The sequence below is a fragment of the Rhizobium sp. WYCCWR 11146 genome, assembly GCF_013591995.1.
GTDB lineage: Bacteria > Pseudomonadota > Alphaproteobacteria > Rhizobiales > Rhizobiaceae > Rhizobium > Rhizobium indicum.
Genome location: NZ_JACCEY010000022.1, coordinates 174,826 through 195,076, shown reverse-complemented (window position 1 = coordinate 195,076; position 20,251 = coordinate 174,826). Strand labels below are relative to the sequence as shown.

General features: G+C 60.5%; 19 protein-coding genes. 8 read left to right on the top strand and 11 right to left on the bottom strand.

Annotated features, from left to right (window positions below):
- A partial coding sequence (fhuF, locus tag HX899_RS16995; protein WP_181292892.1) for a siderophore-iron reductase FhuF occupies positions 1-729 on the top strand: 729 nt, incomplete at its 5' end.
- Positions 730-812: 83 nt separating this feature from the next.
- On the opposite strand, the gene HX899_RS16990 is transcribed toward fhuF, so the two are convergent.
- Positions 813-1,304 (bottom strand): GNAT family N-acetyltransferase, encoded by a 492-nt coding sequence (locus tag HX899_RS16990; RefSeq protein WP_171597856.1) that lies wholly within the window; start codon positions 1,302-1,304, stop codon positions 813-815.
- Positions 1,305-1,467: 163 nt separating this feature from the next.
- Between HX899_RS16990 and HX899_RS16985 the strand changes: the two genes are divergently transcribed.
- On the top strand, positions 1,468-2,127 hold the full coding sequence (locus HX899_RS16985; RefSeq protein ID WP_138390368.1) for a sigma-70 family RNA polymerase sigma factor: 660 nt from the start codon (positions 1,468-1,470) through the stop codon (positions 2,125-2,127).
- On the opposite strand, the gene HX899_RS16980 is transcribed toward HX899_RS16985, so the two are convergent.
- The 3 genes from HX899_RS16980 to HX899_RS16970 are packed head-to-tail and all read right to left on the bottom strand — an operon-like array spanning position 2,018 to position 5,623.
- Positions 2,018-3,205, bottom strand: coding sequence for a PLP-dependent transferase (locus HX899_RS16980; RefSeq protein WP_138390366.1), 1,188 nt, complete (start codon positions 3,203-3,205; stop codon positions 2,018-2,020). The two genes, HX899_RS16985 and HX899_RS16980, sit on opposite strands and share 110 nt — an antisense overlap.
- 10 nt (positions 3,206-3,215) lie before the next feature.
- Complete coding sequence (locus HX899_RS16975) at positions 3,216-4,637, bottom strand: MATE family efflux transporter (protein ID WP_181292891.1); 1,422 nt, start codon at positions 4,635-4,637, stop codon at positions 3,216-3,218.
- The gene (locus tag HX899_RS16970) at positions 4,634-5,623 is read right to left on the bottom strand and encodes a GNAT family N-acetyltransferase (protein ID WP_181292890.1); all 990 of its coding nucleotides are present in this window, start codon (positions 5,621-5,623) and stop codon (positions 4,634-4,636) included. Before HX899_RS16970 ends, HX899_RS16975 begins: the two co-directional genes overlap by 4 nt.
- A gap of 205 nt (positions 5,624-5,828) precedes the next feature.
- Between HX899_RS16970 and HX899_RS16965 the strand changes: the two genes are divergently transcribed.
- The 3 genes from HX899_RS16965 to HX899_RS16955 are packed head-to-tail and all read left to right on the top strand — an operon-like array spanning position 5,829 to position 11,409.
- A complete protein-coding gene (locus HX899_RS16965; protein ID WP_171597865.1) occupies positions 5,829-6,047 on the top strand; it encodes an MbtH family NRPS accessory protein in 219 nt (72 codons plus the stop codon).
- Positions 6,048-6,067: 20 nt separating this feature from the next.
- Positions 6,068-10,060 (top strand): non-ribosomal peptide synthetase, encoded by a 3,993-nt coding sequence (locus HX899_RS16960; protein ID WP_181292889.1) that lies wholly within the window; start codon positions 6,068-6,070, stop codon positions 10,058-10,060.
- On the top strand, positions 10,057-11,409 hold the full coding sequence (locus tag HX899_RS16955; protein WP_181292888.1) for a lysine N(6)-hydroxylase/L-ornithine N(5)-oxygenase family protein: 1,353 nt from the start codon (positions 10,057-10,059) through the stop codon (positions 11,407-11,409). The genes HX899_RS16960 and HX899_RS16955 overlap by 4 nt, the downstream gene beginning before the upstream one ends.
- On the opposite strand, the gene HX899_RS16950 is transcribed toward HX899_RS16955, so the two are convergent.
- Positions 11,382-12,095 carry a 4'-phosphopantetheinyl transferase superfamily protein gene (locus tag HX899_RS16950; protein WP_181292887.1) on the bottom strand — a complete coding sequence of 238 codons (714 nt, stop codon included), beginning with the start codon at positions 12,093-12,095 and terminating at the stop codon, positions 11,382-11,384. The two genes, HX899_RS16955 and HX899_RS16950, sit on opposite strands and share 28 nt — an antisense overlap.
- A gap of 77 nt (positions 12,096-12,172) precedes the next feature.
- On the opposite strand from HX899_RS16950, the gene HX899_RS16945 reads away from it, so the two are divergent.
- Positions 12,173-12,394 (top strand): hypothetical protein, encoded by a 222-nt coding sequence (locus HX899_RS16945; protein ID WP_181292958.1) that lies wholly within the window; start codon positions 12,173-12,175, stop codon positions 12,392-12,394.
- A gap of 163 nt (positions 12,395-12,557) precedes the next feature.
- On the top strand, positions 12,558-14,435 hold the full coding sequence (locus tag HX899_RS16940) for a methyl-accepting chemotaxis protein (RefSeq protein ID WP_181292886.1): 1,878 nt from the start codon (positions 12,558-12,560) through the stop codon (positions 14,433-14,435).
- Positions 14,436-14,615: 180 nt separating this feature from the next.
- Here the strand turns inward: HX899_RS16940 and HX899_RS16935 are convergent, their stop codons facing one another.
- From HX899_RS16935 to HX899_RS16920, 4 genes are all read right to left on the bottom strand, one after another.
- Positions 14,616-15,164, bottom strand: coding sequence for a nuclear transport factor 2 family protein (locus HX899_RS16935; RefSeq protein WP_138390349.1), 549 nt, complete (start codon positions 15,162-15,164; stop codon positions 14,616-14,618).
- Positions 15,165-15,245: 81 nt separating this feature from the next.
- Complete coding sequence (locus HX899_RS16930) at positions 15,246-16,049, bottom strand: SDR family oxidoreductase (protein ID WP_138390347.1); 804 nt, start codon at positions 16,047-16,049, stop codon at positions 15,246-15,248.
- A 55-nt stretch (positions 16,050-16,104) separates the two neighbouring features.
- Positions 16,105-16,503: a heme-binding protein gene (locus tag HX899_RS16925; RefSeq protein ID WP_138390346.1), complete on the bottom strand. Its 399-nt coding sequence runs from the start codon at positions 16,501-16,503 to the stop codon at positions 16,105-16,107.
- Between the two features lie 148 nt (positions 16,504-16,651).
- On the bottom strand, positions 16,652-17,539 hold the full coding sequence (locus HX899_RS16920; protein ID WP_181292955.1) for an AraC family transcriptional regulator: 888 nt from the start codon (positions 17,537-17,539) through the stop codon (positions 16,652-16,654).
- Between the two features lie 338 nt (positions 17,540-17,877).
- On the opposite strand from HX899_RS16920, the gene HX899_RS16915 reads away from it, so the two are divergent.
- Entirely contained in the window at positions 17,878-18,267 is a 390-nt protein-coding gene (locus tag HX899_RS16915) for a RidA family protein (RefSeq protein ID WP_129417380.1), read from the top strand.
- Here the strand turns inward: HX899_RS16915 and HX899_RS16910 are convergent.
- Entirely contained in the window at positions 18,264-18,845 is a 582-nt protein-coding gene (locus HX899_RS16910; protein ID WP_181292885.1) for an NAD(P)H-dependent oxidoreductase, read from the bottom strand. The genes HX899_RS16915 and HX899_RS16910 overlap by 4 nt on opposite strands.
- Positions 18,842-20,251, bottom strand: a complete 1,410-nt coding sequence (locus HX899_RS16905; protein ID WP_181292884.1) for an FAD-binding oxidoreductase — start codon at positions 20,249-20,251, stop codon at positions 18,842-18,844. Before HX899_RS16905 ends, HX899_RS16910 begins: the two co-directional genes overlap by 4 nt.

Sequence of the window (20,251 nt, the reverse complement as noted above, 5' to 3'; positions counted from 1 at the left end):
GCCCACCAGGCCGTCGACCTCGACGGCCTGGTGGGCGACGGCCCGTTCTCCTATTGTCGCGGCAAGCTGCTCGGTTCCCCGCCCCAGACGGGTATTGTCATTCCCTGCAGGAATCTTTGCGACCGTGCAATCTTTGACGATATCATTGGCCGATATGCGCAAAAGTTTCCAGGCAGCGACCGTCGCGCGATCGTCTCCATGTGGACGCTCTACTATTTCAGCATGCTGACGATTGCCCCCAGCGTCCACATGTTCGTGCACCGGATCGGGCTGCCGCTGGAGATCGATCGGCTTTCGCTCGTCTGCAATGAACATACGGGCGAGCCCGAAGCATTCGTGATGTCCGAAAGACCAGACGTTACCACCGATCCCGCCTGCGAGCTTCACCGGCTGATGCGCCGCCACGCCGAACCGGTGATCGCGGCGATCGCCGCCAATGCCGGCGTCGCTCCGAAGCTTCTCTGGAACAATGTCGCGGCATATCTCTCCTGGATTCTCAAGGAGATCGCCCATCATCACGAGCCCCACCTCGTCGAAGGCGGCCTGGCGCTGCTGGAAGAAGCTCAATGGCCATGCGGCAGGCGGAATCCGATGTTCGGCATGATCCGCATTGCACGACAGCAATGCGGCCTCGAGTTCGCTCGCCGGAAAGTCTGCTGCCTGCGCTATAATCTGCCGGGCGTGGCTGGCTGCGGTGAGGCCTGTCCGTTGCCGGACGGGCGCCATTAGCTCCTATCGTCCACCGCGCGTAGAGACGGGTGCCCTGCGCGCCAGTTATTGCCAATGCGCGCCAAGCAGAAAGTCCCGTCGTCTCAAAGCGCAGTCTCACCTGCCTGGACGCCGGCGAGTGGCTTGACCATGAACAGGCATGGATGGTCCTCGTGCCAGAGCTTTGCAAAGACCTCCGCCCGCACAAAGCCGTTCCGGTCATAGAAGCGCCGCGTCGCCTCGAACTGCGGTTCGTCGAGGCCGCGCGGGGCGAGCGTCTTGACCGTCAGCAGCCGCGCACCCGATTCATGGCCGAAACGCTCGGCCGCATCGATGAGATGGCGTCCGGCGCCGCGACCGTGATGTTCGGGTCGTGTCGCGATCAGCGCGATCTCGACGGCGCCGGGCGGGTGCGGCTTCAAAGCCATCAACGCGGTCACGACATCCGCTTCGACATAACCGAACACCGGCAGGTCTTCGATCGCCTGGGCACTCGCTTCGATAACCTCGGGTTCTGAAAACCAGTCGGGCAAAGCCCCCATGATCGATCGGCAGAGCTCTGCCTTGCCGGTCAGGATCTCAATTGTTTTTCCCATTTTTCTCGCCTCCGATCGGTCGATTTAAACTTGACTCCTGTTATCACCTTAAAATAGACACTGCAATCAAATCGTGTACTTTCCTCCAAAAAAGGAAGGCTAAGACCGAACCAGCCAGCAACGACAGAGCCTGATTTTCCATTTGTAAAAAGGGTACAGGACAATGCACACATTGCATCGTGATGTGAACGGAAATGCCGTGGTCAATGCCATGATCGAAAACAAGGATAAGCTCCTTAAAACGATTGAAAGCGTTGTCAAATCAAAGTCATATTCCGAGGATATCTTTCAAGATGGAGTCATTAAAGCCTATGGTGTCAAGACCGACGACATTCGTTGCCCGATCGGCTACGCCTTCCGGATGGTCTACAATCTGGCACTCGATGAGAGCCGCCGGCGACGCCAGAAGATGAACAACCATAGGTCGATAGACCAGATTCAGGAGATTACGGCTCCCATCCCCACCGTGCTCGACCAGCTCGTCGCTGCCGAGACCCTGCGCAATGTGCTTGCCTCGCTCGAGGCGCTGCCGAAGCGAACCAACGATGCCTTCATTCGCCATCGCCTCAACGGCGTGCCGCAGAAGGATATTGCAGCCGAACTCGGCGTCTCAAGGACCCTCGTCAACTTCATGATCAAGGCGGCAGAGGAACATTGCCATCTGGCGATCGCCGAACCTGCTTCCCGCCCCGATCATGCGCACCGGCAGGAGCCTACCGTTTCGCTGCGTGCAGCGCCTGCTGCAAATCGCTCCACAGCAGTTCCGGCTCTTCCAGGCCAACGGCGAAACGAACCGTCTGCTCGCTCACGCCGAACCGGATGAAGGAAGTCATCCGGTCGGGGATCTGCAACGCGACCTTGGCGGGGACCACCAGCGTTTCTGGTCCCCCCCAGCTGACACCGAGGCGGATGTCGCGAAGGCTATTCACAAAACGTGCGACATCGATATCGGGATTGAGGTCGAAGGCAAACAGCCCGGCATAACCCGTCAGCGTCGCCCTTCCGGGATGTTCCTGGAATGCCGGGTGACGAACGCGTCCGATCGCAGAATGCTCCTTCAGCCGCCCGGCCAGCAAAAGCCCGCTGCGCTCATGCTCCTTGAGACGGACACGCAGCGTGCGCATGCCGCGCAGCAGCAGCCAGGCCTCGAACGGTGACAGTTTGGCACCGACATAGGGGTAAGACGTTGAATTGATCCTGGCGATGGCCTCTTTCGAGCCGACGACGACGCCGGCGACCGTATCGCTGTGACCGCCGAGATATTTCGAGGCGGCGTGAATGACGATATCGACGCCATGCTGGATCGGTTTCTGAAAGAGCGGCGTTGCCCAGGAATTGTCGATGATGGTGGTGACGCCGGCCTCCTTTGCCATGGCCGACAGCGCCGCAATGTCTTGAAGCTCGAAGACAAAGGATGTGGGGTTTTCAAGGTAGAGCAGCTTGGCACCCGACAGCGCCTTGCGGACCTCGTCGTGGTCGGCGGGATCGACGAAATCCACCGCGACACCGAGCCTGGCAAGCAGCTTCACCAGAAGGCGGTAGACATCGTTATAGAGATGGCGCACCGCAACGACCCGGTCGCCTGCCTCAACAAGGCTGAGAATTGTCGATGTAATGGCGGCCGTTCCGCTGGAGAAAGCCCGTCCATCCTCTGCGCCCTCGAGGCGGGCGACCAGCAGTTCGAATTCGCGAACCGTCGGATTGTCGCCGCGCGAATAGATGTAGTTACGCGTGCGTCCGGCAAAGACATCCTCCATCGCCTCGTAACTGTCGTAGGTGAAGAGCGACGTTTGGAAGATCGGCGGAGACACGGCGTTGAATGCCGCCGGATCGACAGGCGTAAAGAGATCGTCAGCGACCGCATGGGCGCCAAGGTCGTGCGGGTTGATCGACTGGTTCATGGTCATCCTCTCATGGACAAAAGCTGGGATATGGACGGATGGAGGTCAGATGATCGGCAGAGCGCTGCCGGAGCGCGCTGAGCGTCCTCGCCAGGCAGACGGCCGACAGCAGGCCGGTCAGGGCAGAGGCCAGGAATATTGCCGCCAGCAAGCCTGAAAAGCCGAAGAACGGCGGCAGAAGAGCAAGCAGCGGAAAGAGAAGATAGCCATTCTGCGCCAGGCCGATGGCAACCGCCGCTTTCGGTCTGCCCTGAGCCTGGAAGAGGATCAACACCGTTTGCCGCAGGCCGAAAAACAGAAGGGGAAGATGGGTCGCGATGATCGCCTGCCCTGCGATCCCGATCACCACCGCATCGTCGGTGAAGAACGAGGCAAGCTCCTCGGAGAAAACGAGCGCCCCCAACCCGTATGCGCCGCTCACCGCACTTGTGACCACTGTCAGGATGCGGACTGTCGACAGCACTCGGGCCGTATCGCCTCGGCCCCAGGCAAAGCTCAGGATCGACTGGGCCCCGAGTGAAATGCCGATGACGGGGAGGGTTCCGACCGCCAGCAGCCGCAAGGCAATCCCGACGCCGGCGATGCCGGCTTCTCCGTGATAGGTGCCGGCAAGCGACACCATTGCCGCAATCGCGCCAGCGGTTGCGAGACTGGTCAGCGTCGTCGGCGCGCCCACAGCAAGGACAGGCCTGAGATAACCGATATCTCGCCACCGCCAGCCAAACGTCAGCCGGACCGTCCCAAGTCGCCTGGCGTGGTAGGCAGCATAGATGCAAAGCGCGACGAGCTGCGACAGGATGGTTGCGATTGCAACGCCCTGCAGGCCGAAGCCGAAGCCGAAGATCATGATCGGATCGAGGATCATGTTCAGCGCAAAGCAGGCGACCAGCGTCCACATGCTGAAGCGGGCATTGCCCTCTGCGATCGCCAGGAAATCGAGAATGATCTGCGCCATCGTCAGCGGCACCGAGACCGCAATGATCATCAGATAATGTTGCGCGAGCGGCTGAAGGGCAGGGGTGGCGCCGAACAGCAGCAAATCTGGAAATACGACGATTGCGATGGCACTTGCCGCGCCGAAAACGACGCCGGCAGCAAGACTGATCGAGGCAATGGCGCCGGCCCGGGATCGGTTGCCGGCTCCGAGCGTGCGCCCGACCTCCGTTGCGACACCGACGCCGATCCCCTCGCCGAAGGCGGCGATGAGCATCAGGATCGGCAGGACGATCATGATCGCCGCGATCTGGTCTTCACCGATCATCCCGACGAAGATCATGTTGATCGTGTGATGGGCGGCGTTGATCGACAGGCCGAACATGGCCGGCAGGCCAAGCCGAAGCAGCAGCCTGAAAAGCTCAGGACTGGCAAGGTCTTCCGGTGCGAGACGCTGCCGTTTCCGGAAGCTGCCGCTGACGTCGCTCATATCGTTCATGATGCCGGCACCCACAGACGATCGCCGAAGAAACGCTCGCGGCCGAGCATCACCAGGAGTGCCCGCTTATGCGGAAAATCGAAATGCTTGACCTTGGCAAAACCCGAACGGTCGAGGTTGCGGATCTGCTGTTCGTGACTGGCGCGGGGCTCGCCGACGATGCGCTTCGTGCGCGGATCGTCGAGGAAGATGAAATGCATCAGCGAGGGAAGCCATGCGCTGATCCATTTCTTGCCACGATAGCCGGACTCGCCGATCGCGACGTGCCATCCTCGATCATAGTCGTCGGCGTCGTAGAAGGGACCGAGCCGGTTCTCTTTCGCCCAATAGACTTCGAAATAGCCGAAGGGAATGTCTGCGAAACTGCCGATCAGCGGCAGGACATGCGGATCTGCGATCCTTTCTTCCAGGATCTCCCGGTGCTTGTCGATCGAACCCGCATCCTCCCAGATCGTGTTGACCTGCTCATCGTTCATCCAGCGATGAAATGCTGCAAGATCGGTCTCCGGATCGGCCACCGTGAAGGTGATTTCCCGTTCCAGCCAGGGGATGAAACGCCTGTAGATCGTGCCCTTCGGCTTTGCGGGTCGACGCGGATGATACCGGCCCGCGGTCATCTCCTGCACGGGCGGCAGCGGATAGGACAGCTGCGGCAGCCAGAGCGAGGGCCACTGCCACAGGATCGCCGAATCGAGCCTTCCGCCTGCATCCGCAATGTGTCTGGGAAGGCTTGTCTGATGCCCTTCGAAGACGACTGAGGTGATCGAGCGATCTTCTGCCGTCACGGCTTCGGCAGCCGCCATCAGAAGCTCTGCCGATTGCACCGGATCGCCATGGTAGAAGGTCACCGACGCGATGCCGGCCTCGACCTCGAATGCGGCTTCGTGGTGGCCGTAAGCGGTCTTGAGGTGGATGAGATTGGGGGCAAGGCTGACGTAGCTGCGTGACTGCAGAGCGCGCCTTTGTTTGACGGCGTCGAAATCCATGATGTTCTCCTTGGCCGGTCGAGGACCGGTCGGGCTTTTGGTGCTGCGAGCATGAAGCGTGCTCCTGCGCCGATTTAGTAGAATGACGATCCATCTCCCGCTGGGTTTAGGGGTAAGCGAAGAAAAAATTTCTCATCAATTTTCTAAACTGCAGCCTGTCGGATCCGTCACTTGCGCATGACCATCATCACCGCAGGAGCTGCGAATGGATAATCTTGAACCTCACGACGATCTCTGGATCGCCGTCATCGACACCGAGCGTCGCTACTCGGTCTGGCCGCAAGACAAGCGGATTCCCCTGGGCTGGGAGCCGGCGGGCTTTGCCGGTTCGCGCCAGCAATGCCTGGCGCATATCGCTGCAGTCTGGGCGGATCCGCGCCCCCTCTCTTTGCGCTCGGCAATCGCCGGCGATGCGCGTCTCTGAAAACGGGCTGGATGGCACGGATGAACAAACAGATCACAAACTTCGCAGATGCCTATCCGACCGATGTCGCAACGGACGCGGTCTTCGAGAGCTTCCCGCTGACGATCGCGCAGAAGCGTATCTGGTCGCTGGAGCAGATCGGCAATGACACAGTGTTTCCCGACCAGGTCATTTCGCTGCGATTGCGCCCGGCGGTCGACGTCAAGACGATTGTCGGCGCCTGCCGAACGCTCGTGGCGCAACATCCGTCGCTTGCCACCCGGTTCCGCCGGCTGGCAGGCGGTCGCGTCGAGCAATACTGCGGCGCATTGAGCGCGGTACCGATCGAGATTGTCGGCGAAAGCGCTGCTCTTGCAGAGCCGGATGCGTTGGCCGCCCAGAAAGCCTTCCGCGACGGGCGCTTCGATCTCCTTGCTGGTCCACCGACGCGTGTTCAGATTATCTTGCTTGCCGATGGGCAGTCGCTTCTGACGATCGTGCTTCATCCTGTGATCTCGGACGATCGCGAGAAGTCTATTCTCGCCGGCTCCCTGACGCGAATTCTCGACGGCGCACCCTCCGGCGACACGCAGCTGACTGAGATCTTGGCCGGAACGCGGGAGGCTGAATGGCTGCAGACCGAGCAGGCGCAGGAATCCCTCTCCTATTGGCGGAACACGATCGGTCTCGACTACGCGGCCTCGACCTTTCCCACCCGCTTCAACAGCGGCGGGCTGGCAGGTGTCGCGCGCGCTCAGCATCGATTTTCGATCGAGCCGGATCTCTGGGAAAAGCTCGGTCGGCATGCCCAGCATACGGGATATCAGGTCGAGCGCGTGCTTCACGCCGCCTTTTGCGCGCTGCTGGCACGCTACAGCGGCAATTACGCCTTGCTGACCGGGCTCCTCATCGCGCGGCCGCAGAAGGAACACCTTGCGAACCGCGGCCGAGCCGAACAGGTCCTTCCCCTCATTCTGTCGCTGGCATCAAAAAGCTCTCTCGACGATGTCATCACAGCGATCTCATCGGCAACGGAGGAGGGCTTTGCCCGGCTCGTTCCGCTGGAGCGCATCACCCAGGAACTGGTCGTCGACGAAGCGGCGGCCCAGGAAGCCGTGGTCAAGGCCCTGTTCGAATTCCGCGAGCCGCATCCGGTCTCCAGGCACGCAACAAATCTGGAGCCGCCGGGTGCGCGCGCTGACAGCGAGCTTTCCCTGGTGATCGAGGCGGGTCTGGATGGGGCCGCATCCGGGCTGATCGATTATGCACAGGATCTCTATGACAGCGCCCTGATCGCGCGTGTCTCCCGGCATTTCACCCTTGTGCTCGAGCAGATCGTTGCGCGGCCGAATGTGCGGATCAAGGACATCGAACTCGTCGGCAGTGACGAACTCGACCAGTTGTCGGCGCCCTATGAAGACGACGTCGTCAACGATGACAGACCGGTCCACGAGCTGATATCGGCCCATTCGCGCCAGACGCCGGAGAAGACGGCGATCGTCTACGGCGACGAGGAGTGGAGCCATGGCTGGCTGGAGGCGGGCACCAACCGCCTCGCACATCGGTTGCGGCAGCTGGGTGTTCGCGCCGAGGTGACGGTCGCCATCTTCATCAAGCGCTCGCCGGAGGCAATCGTCGGGATCCTCGCGACGCTGAAGGCGGGCGGCGCCTATATCCCGGTCGAGCCCGACCATCCGCCGGTGCGCAACCATCACATTCTGCGCGATGGCGGCGTCAAGATCGTTCTGACCCATAGCTGGCTTCGCCATCGGCTGCCGGAAGAGCTCGACACGATTATCCTCGAACTCGACAAGATCGACCTCGACGGCGAGCCGGATACGCCCCTTGATATTCCCACTCACAAGGATCAGCTCGCCTATGTCATGTACACGTCAGGATCGACGGGATTGCCGAAGGGTGTCGCCGTCGAGCACGGTCCGCTGACGCACCATCTGCAGAACACCTCGCGTGTCTACGGCATGAGTTCGGCCTCCCGCGAGCTGCCGTTCCTGCCTTTCAGTTCGGATGGCGGGCACGAGCGATGGATGAACCCGCTGATGGAGGGCGGCAGCATCATTCTTCCCGATCAGCCGCTGTGGACGCCGGAAGAGACATTGACGGCCATGCGCAAGCACGGCGCCAACAATGCCAGCATTCCGACCACCTATCTGCAGCAACTGGCGGAATGGGCCGATATAACCGACGGCGCACCGCCGATGCGGCTTTACTCCTTCGGCGGCGAGGGGCTGGCGCAACCGACCTTCGATCTACTGTCGCGGGCGCTGAAATCGGAATGGCTGATCAACGGCTACGGGCCGACCGAAACCATCATGACGCCAATGGTCTGGAAGGTGAGGGCCGGCACGAAATTTCAGGGGGTCTATGCTCCGCTCGGTCGTGCTGTCGGATTAAGGCGGGTCTATGTGCTCGACCCCGATCTCAATCCTTGCCCGATCGGCGTCACCGGCGAGCTCTATATCGGCGGCGAGGGTATCGCACGCGGCTATCTCGGCAAGCCGGACACGACAGCGGACCGCTTCATCCCCGATCCGTTCTTCACGGAGGGCGGCAGGCTTTATCGCTCCGGCGACCTGACGCGTTGGCGTGGTGACGGAACCGTCGAATTCGTCGGTCGTGTCGACCATCAGGTGAAGCTTCGCGGCTACCGGATCGAGCTTGGTGAGATCGAAGCGGCTCTGCTTCAGCAACCCGGCGTCGGCGAAGCTCTGGTCGTCCTGCGCGATGACGATGCCGGCGGTGAAAAGGCGCTCGTTGCCTACGTCGTTCCGAAGAAGGACGAGACGTTGAACGTCGAGACGATCCGCGCCGGTCTCGAACGTAGCCTGCCGTCCTATATGGTGCCGGCTGCCGTGGTCGAACTGGAAAAAATGCCGACCAATCCGAACAGCAAGCTCGATCGCTTCGCGCTGCCGGCGCCGCAGCCGGTCAAGCGTGCCATCGTCGAGCCGACGACCGCGCTTGAAGAAGAGGTGCTGGATGTCTGGCGGCAGGTTCTCAAGCTGGAAGCGATCAGCGTCGAGGACAATTTCTTCGCGATCGGCGGCAATTCGCTGGGCGCGATCCGCATCCTTTCGCAGCTGCGGCAGCGCCGGCCGAAAACCCCGCTCACCGTCGCCGATATCTTCAACAACCCGACCATACGCTCCTTTGCCGGCGTCGTGGAGCAGGGCGACGAGCGGGATATCTCGGAAGTGATCGTGTTGCGTGCTTCCGGCGCCAAGCCGCGGCTCTATTGCTTTCCGGGGCTTCTCGTCAGCACCCGTGAATATGTCAAGCTCGTCGATTATCTCGGAGCCGATCAGCCGGCGACTGGCTTCATTTGCCACTCGCTTTCCGAGAAAAAGGCAGTCGGCGCTCCGGTCGAAGAGATCATCGAGAGCTATGTCGATTACATCAGGATGCATAGCCAGGGAGCGCCCTGCTATTTCCTCGGCTGGTCGTGGGGCGGGCTTCTGGCCTACGAGGCCGCCCGCGCCCTCGGTGATGAGGTCGACGTCAGGATGATGGCAATGGTCGACGTCTGCGATCTCGGATCGGAATTCGCGATCGGAGCAAAGCCGAGGTTCCGGCCGGGCGAGCGCGATGAGCTTCATCGAGACGTAGAGGCATGGCTTGGAAAAACGGCGATGCGCCCCGAATGGGACCGGCTGTTGTCGACGATGGACGCGGATACTTACGATCAGTTCCTGCGCTTTGTCGGCGACGAAAAGGACCCGCTTCCAAACGACGGGCCCGATATCAGCAGTCGCGAGCATACGTTTTGGGTGCTGATCGACAATGCCCTGATCTTCCGCAAGCACCGGCTGGTTCCCCACGATGTGCCGATCTATCCCTGGGCTGCCGACGACAGCCTCAACCGCGGCCTCAATCTGATCGACTGGCGCCGCCTGTCGCCGCGGGCGCGTGCGGCCGAAATCATCACCGGCACCAACCATCTGCACATGATCGGGTCTCCCGCCTTCCACTCAAGGCTTGCCCTGCGTCTCAAGGAAACAGAGAAGGATATCGCATGACCGTCGCTTTTGCCCGCAGGGATGCCGAGCCGCTGGATATTGCCGGCATCGGCATCGGCCCCTCCAATCTGAGCCTCGCCTGCCTGTTCGAGTCGGCACCTGAGATCAGAAGCCGTTTCTTCGAGCGGCGAGAAGCGTTCGACTGGCATCCGGGCATGATGATGCCCGGCGTCGAACTGCAATCGTCCTTTCTGAAAGACCTCGTCACCCCGGTCCTGCCGACCAGCCGCTGGTCATTCGTCTCCTATCTGGTTGCCCATAAAAGGCTCTACGCTTTCCTGAACGCCAATTATGAGGCCGTTCCCCGGCAGGAGTTTGCACGTTATCTCGCCTGGGTCGCCAACGGCCTGGACGGGTTGCGCTTTGGCACGGAGATCCGCGACGTCGAGCACCGCGACGACCGCTTCTTCCTGCGGTTCGACAACGGGCAGGAAGAAGCGCGAAACCTGGTGATCGGCACGGGATCTTCGCCCTTCGTGCCCGACTGGGCAAAACCGTTTCTGGGTGCTGATTGCTTTCACAACAGCGAGGCCAAATCGCGTCTCAGCGATCTCGGCGCTGCCCGCATCGTCGTGGTCGGCGGCGGTCAAAGCGGCGGCGAGGTCGTCGAAGCCCTGCTTGCCGATCCCGATTCCATGACGGAGCTGACATGGATCAGCCGGCGTCACAATTTCGAGCCGATCAACGACACGCCGTTTTCGAACCAGGTCTTCTCACCGGAATACGTGCAGGCCTATCTGAAGCTCGGCGGCGAGCAGAAGCAGGCCGCTTTGAAGAACTCGATCCTGACCAGCGACGGCTTGTCGATTTCGACGATTCACGCGATCTATCGACGCCTCTATGCGTTGCGCTATCTCGAGCCGAGCACGCTCAACGCATCTCTGGCCCCAAATCGTGATGTGATCCAGATGGAGCGGAACGGCAATGCCTATCGGCTCATCGTCAGGAACCAATTCGACGGTGGGATCGAGGTGCTGCATGCGGATGCGGTGGTTCTGGCAACCGGCTACCGGTTCCGATTGCCCGATGCTCTCGGCTCGCTGGGCGACAGGATAACGCTCGACAGAAACGGCTATCCGCTTCTCAATGACGACTACACGATGCAGTGGACGGGTCCGAGGGCCAACCGGCTGTTTGCGCAGAATGCAGGGCGATACTCGCACGGTATCGCCGACTCTCAGCTCAGCCTCATGGCCTGGCGCAGCGCAACCATCGTCAATGCGCTTCTCGGCCGGCAGCACTTCGATGCGGAACCCGACAATGGGCAACTCGCCTGGGCGACGGAGACCGCTTCCGCAATGCCTCATCAGCTCCGAGCCGGCTATTCGGACGGCATGCTGTCGTCCTGAAACAGGCGCGTCGAAATGCCGGGGAGCCCGAATTGAGAGCGAGCAGCCAGCGCGACGACGTGCTGGCTGCCGCTGTCGACCAGACGATGATGCCAGCGCCGATCGCGATCATCGACCATGACTGGAATGCCGTCCTTCCAGGAAAAGGCGACGTTGCGGGGATCCTCGCGCAGCCCGACGCCGAGTGCCTTCAAATGGCTCTCCTTGAGCGTCCAAAGTACAATGGCCGCGCGCGCGCGGCCGCGCGCAGGCAGTTCCATGAGCCAGCGCCGTTCATCTGCACTGCAATAACTATCCACCGCCGCCGCTTCGATCTCGGTGTCGACGCGTTCACAGTCGATTCCCAGTTGATCACATCCTGAAGCGACAGCGACGGTGACAAGCCCGTAAGCATTGGCGAGGCTAAATTGCGGCCCATCACGACCCTCGAGCCTCAGCTTGCCGTGCCTGTCCGGAGCCAATGGGACCTTGCTCGGCGACATCCCGGTTTGCACGCTCAACAGTTGCCGCAAAAGATACCGGCCGGCAACGAACGAGGCCCGATCCCGTTCGAAGCGGTAGGTCGCGGCGCGCTCCAGCTCATCCGGTGAAAGCGACTGCATCCTGCGGTTCCGATCGCCTTCGTTCTCGGAATACTGCCAGAGAACGATTTCAATGCCGGCAAATTGCTTTTCTAATTGGTGCATGGGTCCAGTATCTGTCCCGTGGACCTATTGGCAAGCATGCAGGTGCTTGCCGACGTCACAGACGGCAGGACAGCTGCGTGAGCGGATCGGCATTTCCCGTCCTGAAGGCGATTGGCGTTACAACGCTCGTTCTCCATGGCGAAGATGACCAGATCGTGCCGATCTACTCCCTCTCATCAGGGCTCGATGTCCAAAACCGGGTCAATGTCGACCGATTCATTTCTTGGTATCGAGACCTGATGGCGCTGCCATTTTCGCTCGCCATGGCTGCTATTTCCTTGGATTTCCAGGAACTTTAAGTCGCAGGGCGTTTAATTGATCGCGGAAGTATGGATCTGATCAGAAGATCTCAGGAAAATAGAGCGAGATCATTGTTTAGTTAATACTAAATTATTGAATCTAGCGCGAGATCTTGCATCAGCCGGCATGCCGGTCGTTCCAGATACCTTCGAGGAGACCCGCATGAAGCGCCCGAGCATCAAGCAAGCCCTGATCTTAAAGCTGTCGATCATCAGTCTGTTCATGGTTGGCCTGTCCTATATCTCGCTGAGCACGATTTCGACACTTCGTGCCAATACTGAGCAGATCGGGACCTTCTGGATGCAGCGGCTTGTGACGGCTCGCGAGATCAAGGATGACTTCCTCGACCTGAAATTGGTCCATGCCCATTACCTCCTGGAGGATACAGCGGAGGAGCGGAATGTCGGGCAGCAACGAATCGATGCCGCCGTTGCCACGCTCGAGAAAGTTGTCGCCGAATACGAAAAAGGCGTCCGCACCGAGCGGGGGCGCGAACTGATCAATCAGATCAAGCCGGAACTCGCCAAATATCGCGCGCTGGCAGAGCAGATGATTGCGTTTGAAAATGACGGAAAGACGCCTGAAGCAATCCGCTTCTTCAAGGAAAATATGGAGCCACAAGCCGAGCTGGTGAACAAGGCGGTGGCAGATCTGGCTGCTTTTATTCTCAGCCAGGCCGAAGGCTTTGTGGCCGCGAGCGGTGCTTCCGCACAATCCGCTTTCATGCTGACGGCCGCGATCGCAGCGCTGGCCGTGCTTCTTGCCTTAGCCGGCATCTTGTTTGCGATATCGGGCATCGCCAACCCAATCCGAAGCATCGCCTCCGCCATGAGGCGCTTGTCGGATGGCGATCTTGACAGCGATATTCCCTATGCCGGTCGCGCCGACGAAGTCGGCGAGATGGCCGGCGCGGTTGAAATCTTCCGTCAGAATGCCCTCAACGTCGTCAGGCTGGAGAAGGAAGCCGCCGAATCCCGCAGCGAGAGCGAGGCAGCGCGCGCCGCAGCCCAGCAGCGCGCCGAACGCGAGGCGGAACAGTTGCGCTTCGCGACCACGACATTGGGCGAAGGTCTCCGGCGGCTTGCATCAGGCGACATTTCCTTCCAGCTTTCGGAGCAATTTGCGGCCGAATACGAAGCCTTGCGCGAAGACTTCAACGCTTCGCTCCGGCAATTGGGTGCGACCATCGGCGCCGTGCTCGAGACGGTACACAGCATCGACAACGGAACCGGTGAAATTGCATCTGCCGCGCAGGATCTTTCCAAACGCACCGAACAACAAGCCGCCTCTCTCGAGGAGACGGCTGCAGCCTTGGACGAGATCACCTCGAATGTGACGATGTCGACCAAACGCACCGACGAGGCGCGCAATGTGGCCAAAGAAGCCGATATCAGTGCCCAGCGGTCGGCAACGGTCGTCTCTGAGGCGGAACAGGCCATGCGACGCATCGAAGACAGCTCACAGCAGATTTCGAACATCATCGGTGCAATCGATGAAATCGCCTTCCAGACGAACCTCTTGGCGCTGAACGCCGGCGTTGAAGCCGCCCGTGCGGGAGAGGCGGGCAAAGGTTTTGCCGTGGTCGCCCAGGAGGTCCGCGAGCTTGCCCAGCGGGCAGCTCAAGCCGCCAAGGAAATCAAAGGCTTTATTCAGAAGTCGTCAACTGACGTGGAAAATGGCGTGAAACTGGTTCTCGAAACCGGAACCTCGCTGAAGTCGATCGGTGAGCACGTCGTCCAGATCAACCAACTCATGGATGCGATTGCCACATCGGCGCGCGAGCAGTCGACTGGACTTGCCGAGATCAATACGGCCGTCAATCAAATGGACCAGGCGACCCAGCAAAATGCGGCAATGGTCGAGCAATCGACGGCTGCCGTTGCCTCATTGTCCTCCGAGGCAGGCCGCCTGCGGGATCTAGTCAACCAGTTTCAATTGGACGGCGACAAAAGCGCGGCGGACGGGCAGCGCAGCGGACGGGTCTTTGAAGGCAACAGGCCAATCCACTTGGTCGCTTCGCGGCGCGTGACGCAAAGATGAAGCACAACCGACTCCAGATCGAATACACGAGATAACTTGAATGCCGTCCTGATGATTGCCGAGCATATGCATCCAGCGGTTCCAGTCGCGTTCGTTCCCGGAGCACTGGCCAGAGAGCGATTTTACTGCCGGCAGGTTGGTTTCTGATTGCTGCATGGATCCAGTATGTGGCCGTTCCGGCTATTCGGCCGGCGTCACGCGGGTCCAGAACGCGTTGAACACGACCGAATCGAAGAAGGCCGAGGCGCGGACGATACGGCCGTCGCGCATGTCGAGAAACCAGGCATAGGTGTTGGCGTAGGGCTCCCCGTCGCGGGCGATGCCGCGGGCGTCGAAAAAGACGATCACAGTGTCGCCGTCGGCATAGACGTTGCGGATCGCGGGCTTCAGCGGCGCCTTCATGCGGGCATTAAACGGGCGGATCACTTCGCGTAAAAACGCCTCGCGACTAGGATAGGTCTTCGACGCCAGCGAATAGCCCTCGATCGTCCAGCGGGCGTCGTCGGCGAGGAGGTCATAAGGGCTGCCTGTGCCGGCCGCCCACGCTTCAAAGCCAGCCTCGACGGTCGTCTTGTTGCGGCGTTCGGTTTCAGTCAGCGTCTGCGGTGCGGCGCGAGCCTCCAGCCCACCCATAGCCAGAATGGTGGCGGCGATGCCGAGGGCAGCGTTGAAGATGCGGTGGACAAAGGATTCCTGGCTGCGGACTGTTGCGGTTGCGGTGGTGGACATGGGTTCCTCCAAGGATCGGGTTGGTGGCGCGACATCCGCTGGCCGGGTGCCGCTTGCAGCGCTCGCCGCCAAAAACGCTGATCAGATCTGGTTTTCCCAGGCTCTCAGCTGATGCTCCTTCAGCATGTCCTCGACTACCTTCGGAACCACGTTGCGGAACCTGCCGGTGTCGGCCGGGACGACGTCGATCATACGGTCGATCATTTCCTTCGGGTCCATCTTACCTTCGGGGGTGGCGAAGAAATCGTCGAAGCCCTTGCGCAGATCTGCGCGCTTGGTGAAGTTCTTGCTGTCGTCCAGCCAGCGGAACGGATTGTCGGCCATCGTCTCGTTGTAGCCGGTGTAGTAGGCGCCCGGATTGATCGTCTGGATCTTGATGCCATAAGGGGCGAGTTCCTGCTGCAGCGCTTCGGCGATCGCTTCCAAAGCGTGCTTGGTGGAGACGTAGGTGCCCCAGTTGGCCGGAGTGAAGAGGCCGCCCATCGAGGACGTGAAGACCACCTTGCCCCTCTTGCGTTCGCGCACCCATTTCTGGACGACGCCCTGGGTCAGCACCAGCGGCAGGAAGACGTTGACTTCGTAGTTCTTGCGGACGAGCTCGATCGGGATTTCCCAGACCGGGCCGGCTTCGCCCATGCCGGCATTGTTCCAGAGGACGTCAAAGTCCCAGCCCTGCGCCTGCTTGATGTCGTAGGGATCGGTGAGATCGAGACGCTCGACGCGGAAGTCCTTGAGTCCGAGGGCGGCGATTTCCTCACGCAGCGGCGTGACCTGTGACGAAACCTGCGTGGTCGCGATGATGCTGTGGCCGTTCTTAGCCATGCCGATGGCGGCAGCCTTGCCGAAGCCAGAGCCTGCACCAGTGATCAAAATGGTCTTGGTCATGCGATATTCCTTTCGATACTTTGGGGTTGGTCAAAATCAAGGATCGGCACAAGCATCACACGACGGCTGCAGCCGCTGCCTGCGCGATTTCGAGATCCTGCGGCACCGCTCCGCCGGAAACGCCAACGGCGCCGATCACTGTGCCGTCGCGGGCAAAAAGCGAGATGCCACCGGGAAAGGGAGCCAAGCCGCCGTTGGATAATTCGAGGGCATGGGCGGGAGCGCCGGGCTTGCAATATTCCCAGACGGCCTCGCTTGTGGTTTGAAACAATACGGCCGTCCGGGCTTTGCCCATAGCAAGGTCGATCGAACCGAGCACTGCGCCGTCCATTCGGCTGAACGCCTTGAGATGGGCTCCGGCGTCCAGGACCGTGATATTGACCGGCACGCCGATTTCTTGAGCCCGCGACTCGCCTGCGGCGATGATCCTGCGAGCTTGGTCGGTGGTAATCATCTGCCTGCCTCCTCTTTTCGTTTGGGGATGAGTGCTCCCCGTTCGATGAGACAGGTGTAGGCCGAAAAGGGTTTTGCAGTATTTTCAGCTCTTGCTGCGCTATGCGCAAATCTTGCGCTCCGGTGTGCGCTCCGGCAGGCGGTTACCATTAATCGGTGATGAGCGTGCGGTACTGGCCGGGCGTCAAGCCAGTCATCTTGCGAAAGACGCGGGTAAAATTCGCTTGCGAGCCGAAGCCGGTATCGAGCGCGATCTCCACGAGCGAGGATCGAGCAAGCCGCAGCTTTTCCTTGGCCGCCTCGATCCGTCGCTCGGTGACGTAGCGATGCGGGGTCAGGCCGGTGGCTTTGCGAAACATACGGGCAAAATGAAAGGGGCTAAGGCAGGCCTCGGCAGCAAGGTCATTCAGCGAGATCTGTGCGGCGATGCGGGCTTCGATGAAATCGAAGACGCGTTGCAGCCTTTTTGGATCGATGGCCGGCGCCCGCGCGGCAGGTCGCCACCGGCCAGATGAATAGGTGCCGAGCAGGTGCGCCACCAGCGCCATCTGAATCCCGTCGAGGAAGAGTCGATCGGTCGCTTCTAAACTTCGATTCAACAAACCGCGAAAGAGCTGGCCGATCTGCAGCACCATGGGATCGGGGACGCCGCCGGCATAGGCGAGCTGCACCCTGGCCGGGTCGATGTCAAAGTTCGAAAGAGCGCTCTCACCGACGAGCGACGGCGGCAGGAAGATGTGCAGGGACTCGGGCATGGTGCCGATGATTTCTACATCGCTCTCATGGACACCAGCCGGACATATCCAAGCGACACCGGGCCGAGCGATAGCCTCCTTCCTGTGACCGTCACCAGTCCACCTGATCTTCGACTGACCCGACAGCAGAACGGCTATTTCCGTGCATTCGAGTGTAAGGTCGACCTGCCAGCCCGGATCGAAACGCCGGAGCTCCACCTGCAGCGACGAGCACTCAACGAGCCCGCCCACTCTCTCGCTGGTCCGATACTTTCTGTCCCCTTGCGATTCTACGAAAGTCATGTCGCATCCGCGCCGTGAAGCTAGATCTAAACTCGAATTGTTCAGTCTCGGCTGGCCGATTTCCGCCGCCACGCTGCCATCAATCTGCGATCATCTTTGATTTATTAAAGGAATATTTTTCAGGCACGCCGCCCTGCTGTCAGGGGCCCGCGTATTACCATCAGGATTTTGGCTGAAATTCAGGCGAGCGCAAGTCCAATAGCCCGAAGTGATGCTGCCACGGCCTTCCTGCCTCTTTTGTCGCAAGACATCGTGGAAGACGGCGATATTCTCATATCCCGCCGCATCCTGTAGGGTCGCGGGATCTGCGGACCTATGGGAATATTTCAGAGAGATCGATGAAGAAGACCTTCAATCCGGCCTCGGTGCGCCGGCCTTTTGGAAATTACAATCACGGCCTGCTGGTGCCGCCCGGCGCATCGCTTCTGGTCACGTCGGGTCAGCTTGGTATCGGTCTCGACAATACTGTTCCGAGCGATATCAGTGCTCAGGCTGAACTCTGCTTCGAGGCGATCAAGGCGATCCTCGAAGAGGCGGAAATGAGTTTTGCCGACGTCATCCGCATTTCGGGCTTCGTCACCCGCCGTGAGGATTTCCCGGCCTATATGGCCGTGCGAGATCGCTATACGCTCGATCCGAAGCCGGTTTCCACCTTGCTCGTCATCGGCGGCTTTACGCGCCCCGAGTTCCTGGTCGAAGTCGAGGTTACGGCCGCGAAAATCTTCTAAAAGCGCTCCATCGCGCCTCCGACACGGGCGAGGAATTTTGCCCGCGTCTCCGGCGTGCAATTGTTCATGTCGTAATGGGCGAGGAAAGTTACCGGCCTCACCGGATTGATCTGCGCCCTCAACACCCTCTTGACGATCTTCTTCGGCGGGTTGCCGGCGGCGAAGGCGCGGAAGGGCGTTGCGCCATAGGTCAGGACGGCGGCGAGCTTGTGGATGTGGCGCAGCCGCGATTCCACCTTGCCGTTGACCAGCTCGAAGGACACGCCCGGCAGCCATACACGGTCGAAATAGCCTTTCAGGATTGCCGGAAAGCCGAAGTTCCAGATCGGGGTGCAGATCACCAGCCCCTCGGCCGCCTTGAGCCGTTCGACGTGCGATCCCACCAGCTTCAGGTTTTCCGGATAGTCGTGATAGACGAGCCGGTCGTAGCGCGAGAGCACCGGATCGAACTGCTCTTCATAGAGGTCGCAGGCGTCCACAATATGCCCGGCCTTCTCAAGGCTCTCGACGGTCTGCCGGTAAAGCGCCTTGCCGTAACTTTCCTCGACCGGGTGAGAGTGGAGGACAAGAACCCTCATGACGCCTCCATGACGGCTGCCAGGCCGGGGAAGAGATAGTTCTTGCCGGCATTGAAATCGAAATCGGGATTTTCCCACGCAATCATCTTGCCGGGATTGAGCAGGCCCTTCGGATCGGTTTCCTGCTTGAAGGCGAGCTGCACCGCGTCGGTGCGCTTCATGCCGCCTTCTTCGAGCGTATAGCGGTGCGGGTTGAAGATCGGGCATCCATTGTCCTGGTGGATCTTGATGATCTCCTCCAGCCGCTCCTCGGTGGTATAACGCACCAGCGGCAGGCCGGAGCACTGGATCTGGCCGTCGAATTTGATGAATTCGAGATGACCCGGCACTTCGTCACCGAAGATCTCCATCATCTTCCGGACCTTGGCGACATGATCGGGTCCCGGATATTGAACCTGCAGATAGGTGAAGCTCGGATCGACCTTCAGGGCACGCAATGTCGTGTGGTTCCAGGCGAGCTCATAGGCATGCGGGATGCCGCGCATGCTTTCCACCTTGTCGGAGCGGAACATGATCTCGCCCTTCTGCGCCGCCGTGAAAGCCAGAAAGGCATCCATGGAATGTGGCGCGATCATCAGTACGACGATCGACTGGCCCTGACGGATATAGGGCTTGTGGCGGGTGAAATAGTCGTAAGGGATGGGAGCTGCGATCGGCGCGATCTCCTTGACGAGAATGCCATTGCATTTCGCCAGCGCGTCGGAGAAGCGCACCGCCTCCATGAAATCGTCATAGCCGACGAGCACATCGACCCAGTCATAGGCGGGTGCAAGCGGCATCTCGATCTCGGTGATGATGCCGTTCGTGCCGTAGGCGTGGCTCACCTTCTGGAGATCCCAGCCGGTGAGATCGAGCACGCGCGGTTCGGCTTCCATGGTGACGACGCGCAGGCGCAGGATATTTCCGAGGTCGCGCAAGCCGCCCCAGGTGATCGAGCCGACGCCGCCGGAACCGCCGGCGATGAAGCCGCCGACCGTCGCCGTCTGCGCGGTGGAGGGGTGGAAGCGCAGCTCCTGGCCGGAATGGGCCTTGGTCTGCTTGTCGAGTTGGGCAAGTACGATGCCCGGTTCGCAGACGACACGGCCGGGATGGATCTCCTTGATCTTGTCCATCGCCGCAAGGTTCAGCACGATGCCGCCGGAAAGCGGCATGGCCTGGCCGTAATTGCCGGTGCCGGCGCCGCGCGGCGTGACCGGCACGCCATGCGCATACGCGACCTTCAGCGTCCGGATGACCTCGTCCTCGGTCTTCGGCGTGACAACGAGATCGGCGGAAACATTGTCGAGCTGCGCCTTCAGGATCGGCGAGTACCAATAGAAATCCCGGCTCTTCTGGCGCACCAGCGCTGGATTGTCCTCAACAGCGATGCCCTCGAGTTCTTTTTTGATCTTCTGATAATCGGCCAT

Bases quoted from the DNA above. Each gene is read 5' to 3' on its own strand.
- HX899_RS16980 (WP_138390366.1), bottom strand. From the start codon at position 3,205: ATGAACCAGTCGATCAACCCGCACGACCTTGGCGCCCATGCGGTCGCT.
- HX899_RS16920 (WP_181292955.1), bottom strand. From the start codon at position 17,539: ATGACTTTCGTAGAATCGCAAGGGGACAGAAAGTATCGGACCAGCGAG.
- HX899_RS16915 (WP_129417380.1), top strand. From the start codon at position 17,878: ATGAAGAAGACCTTCAATCCGGCCTCGGTGCGCCGGCCTTTTGGAAAT.
- HX899_RS16950 (WP_181292887.1), bottom strand. From the start codon at position 12,095: ATGCACCAATTAGAAAAGCAATTTGCCGGCATTGAAATCGTTCTCTGG.
- HX899_RS16970 (WP_181292890.1), bottom strand. From the start codon at position 5,623: ATGGATTTCGACGCCGTCAAACAAAGGCGCGCTCTGCAGTCACGCAGC.
- HX899_RS16930 (WP_138390347.1), bottom strand. From the start codon at position 16,049: ATGACCAAGACCATTTTGATCACTGGTGCAGGCTCTGGCTTCGGCAAG.
- HX899_RS16955 (WP_181292888.1), top strand. From the start codon at position 10,057: ATGACCGTCGCTTTTGCCCGCAGGGATGCCGAGCCGCTGGATATTGCC.
- HX899_RS16960 (WP_181292889.1), top strand. From the start codon at position 6,068: ATGAACAAACAGATCACAAACTTCGCAGATGCCTATCCGACCGATGTC.
- HX899_RS16990 (WP_171597856.1), bottom strand. From the start codon at position 1,304: ATGGGAAAAACAATTGAGATCCTGACCGGCAAGGCAGAGCTCTGCCGA.
- HX899_RS16925 (WP_138390346.1), bottom strand. From the start codon at position 16,503: ATGATTACCACCGACCAAGCTCGCAGGATCATCGCCGCAGGCGAGTCG.
- HX899_RS16935 (WP_138390349.1), bottom strand. From the start codon at position 15,164: ATGTCCACCACCGCAACCGCAACAGTCCGCAGCCAGGAATCCTTTGTC.
- HX899_RS16910 (WP_181292885.1), bottom strand. From the start codon at position 18,845: ATGAGGGTTCTTGTCCTCCACTCTCACCCGGTCGAGGAAAGTTACGGC.
- HX899_RS16905 (WP_181292884.1), bottom strand. From the start codon at position 20,251: ATGGCCGATTATCAGAAGATCAAAAAAGAACTCGAGGGCATCGCTGTT.
- HX899_RS16965 (WP_171597865.1), top strand. From the start codon at position 5,829: ATGGATAATCTTGAACCTCACGACGATCTCTGGATCGCCGTCATCGAC.
- HX899_RS16975 (WP_181292891.1), bottom strand. From the start codon at position 4,637: ATGAACGATATGAGCGACGTCAGCGGCAGCTTCCGGAAACGGCAGCGT.
- HX899_RS16940 (WP_181292886.1), top strand. From the start codon at position 12,558: ATGAAGCGCCCGAGCATCAAGCAAGCCCTGATCTTAAAGCTGTCGATC.
- HX899_RS16985 (WP_138390368.1), top strand. From the start codon at position 1,468: ATGCACACATTGCATCGTGATGTGAACGGAAATGCCGTGGTCAATGCC.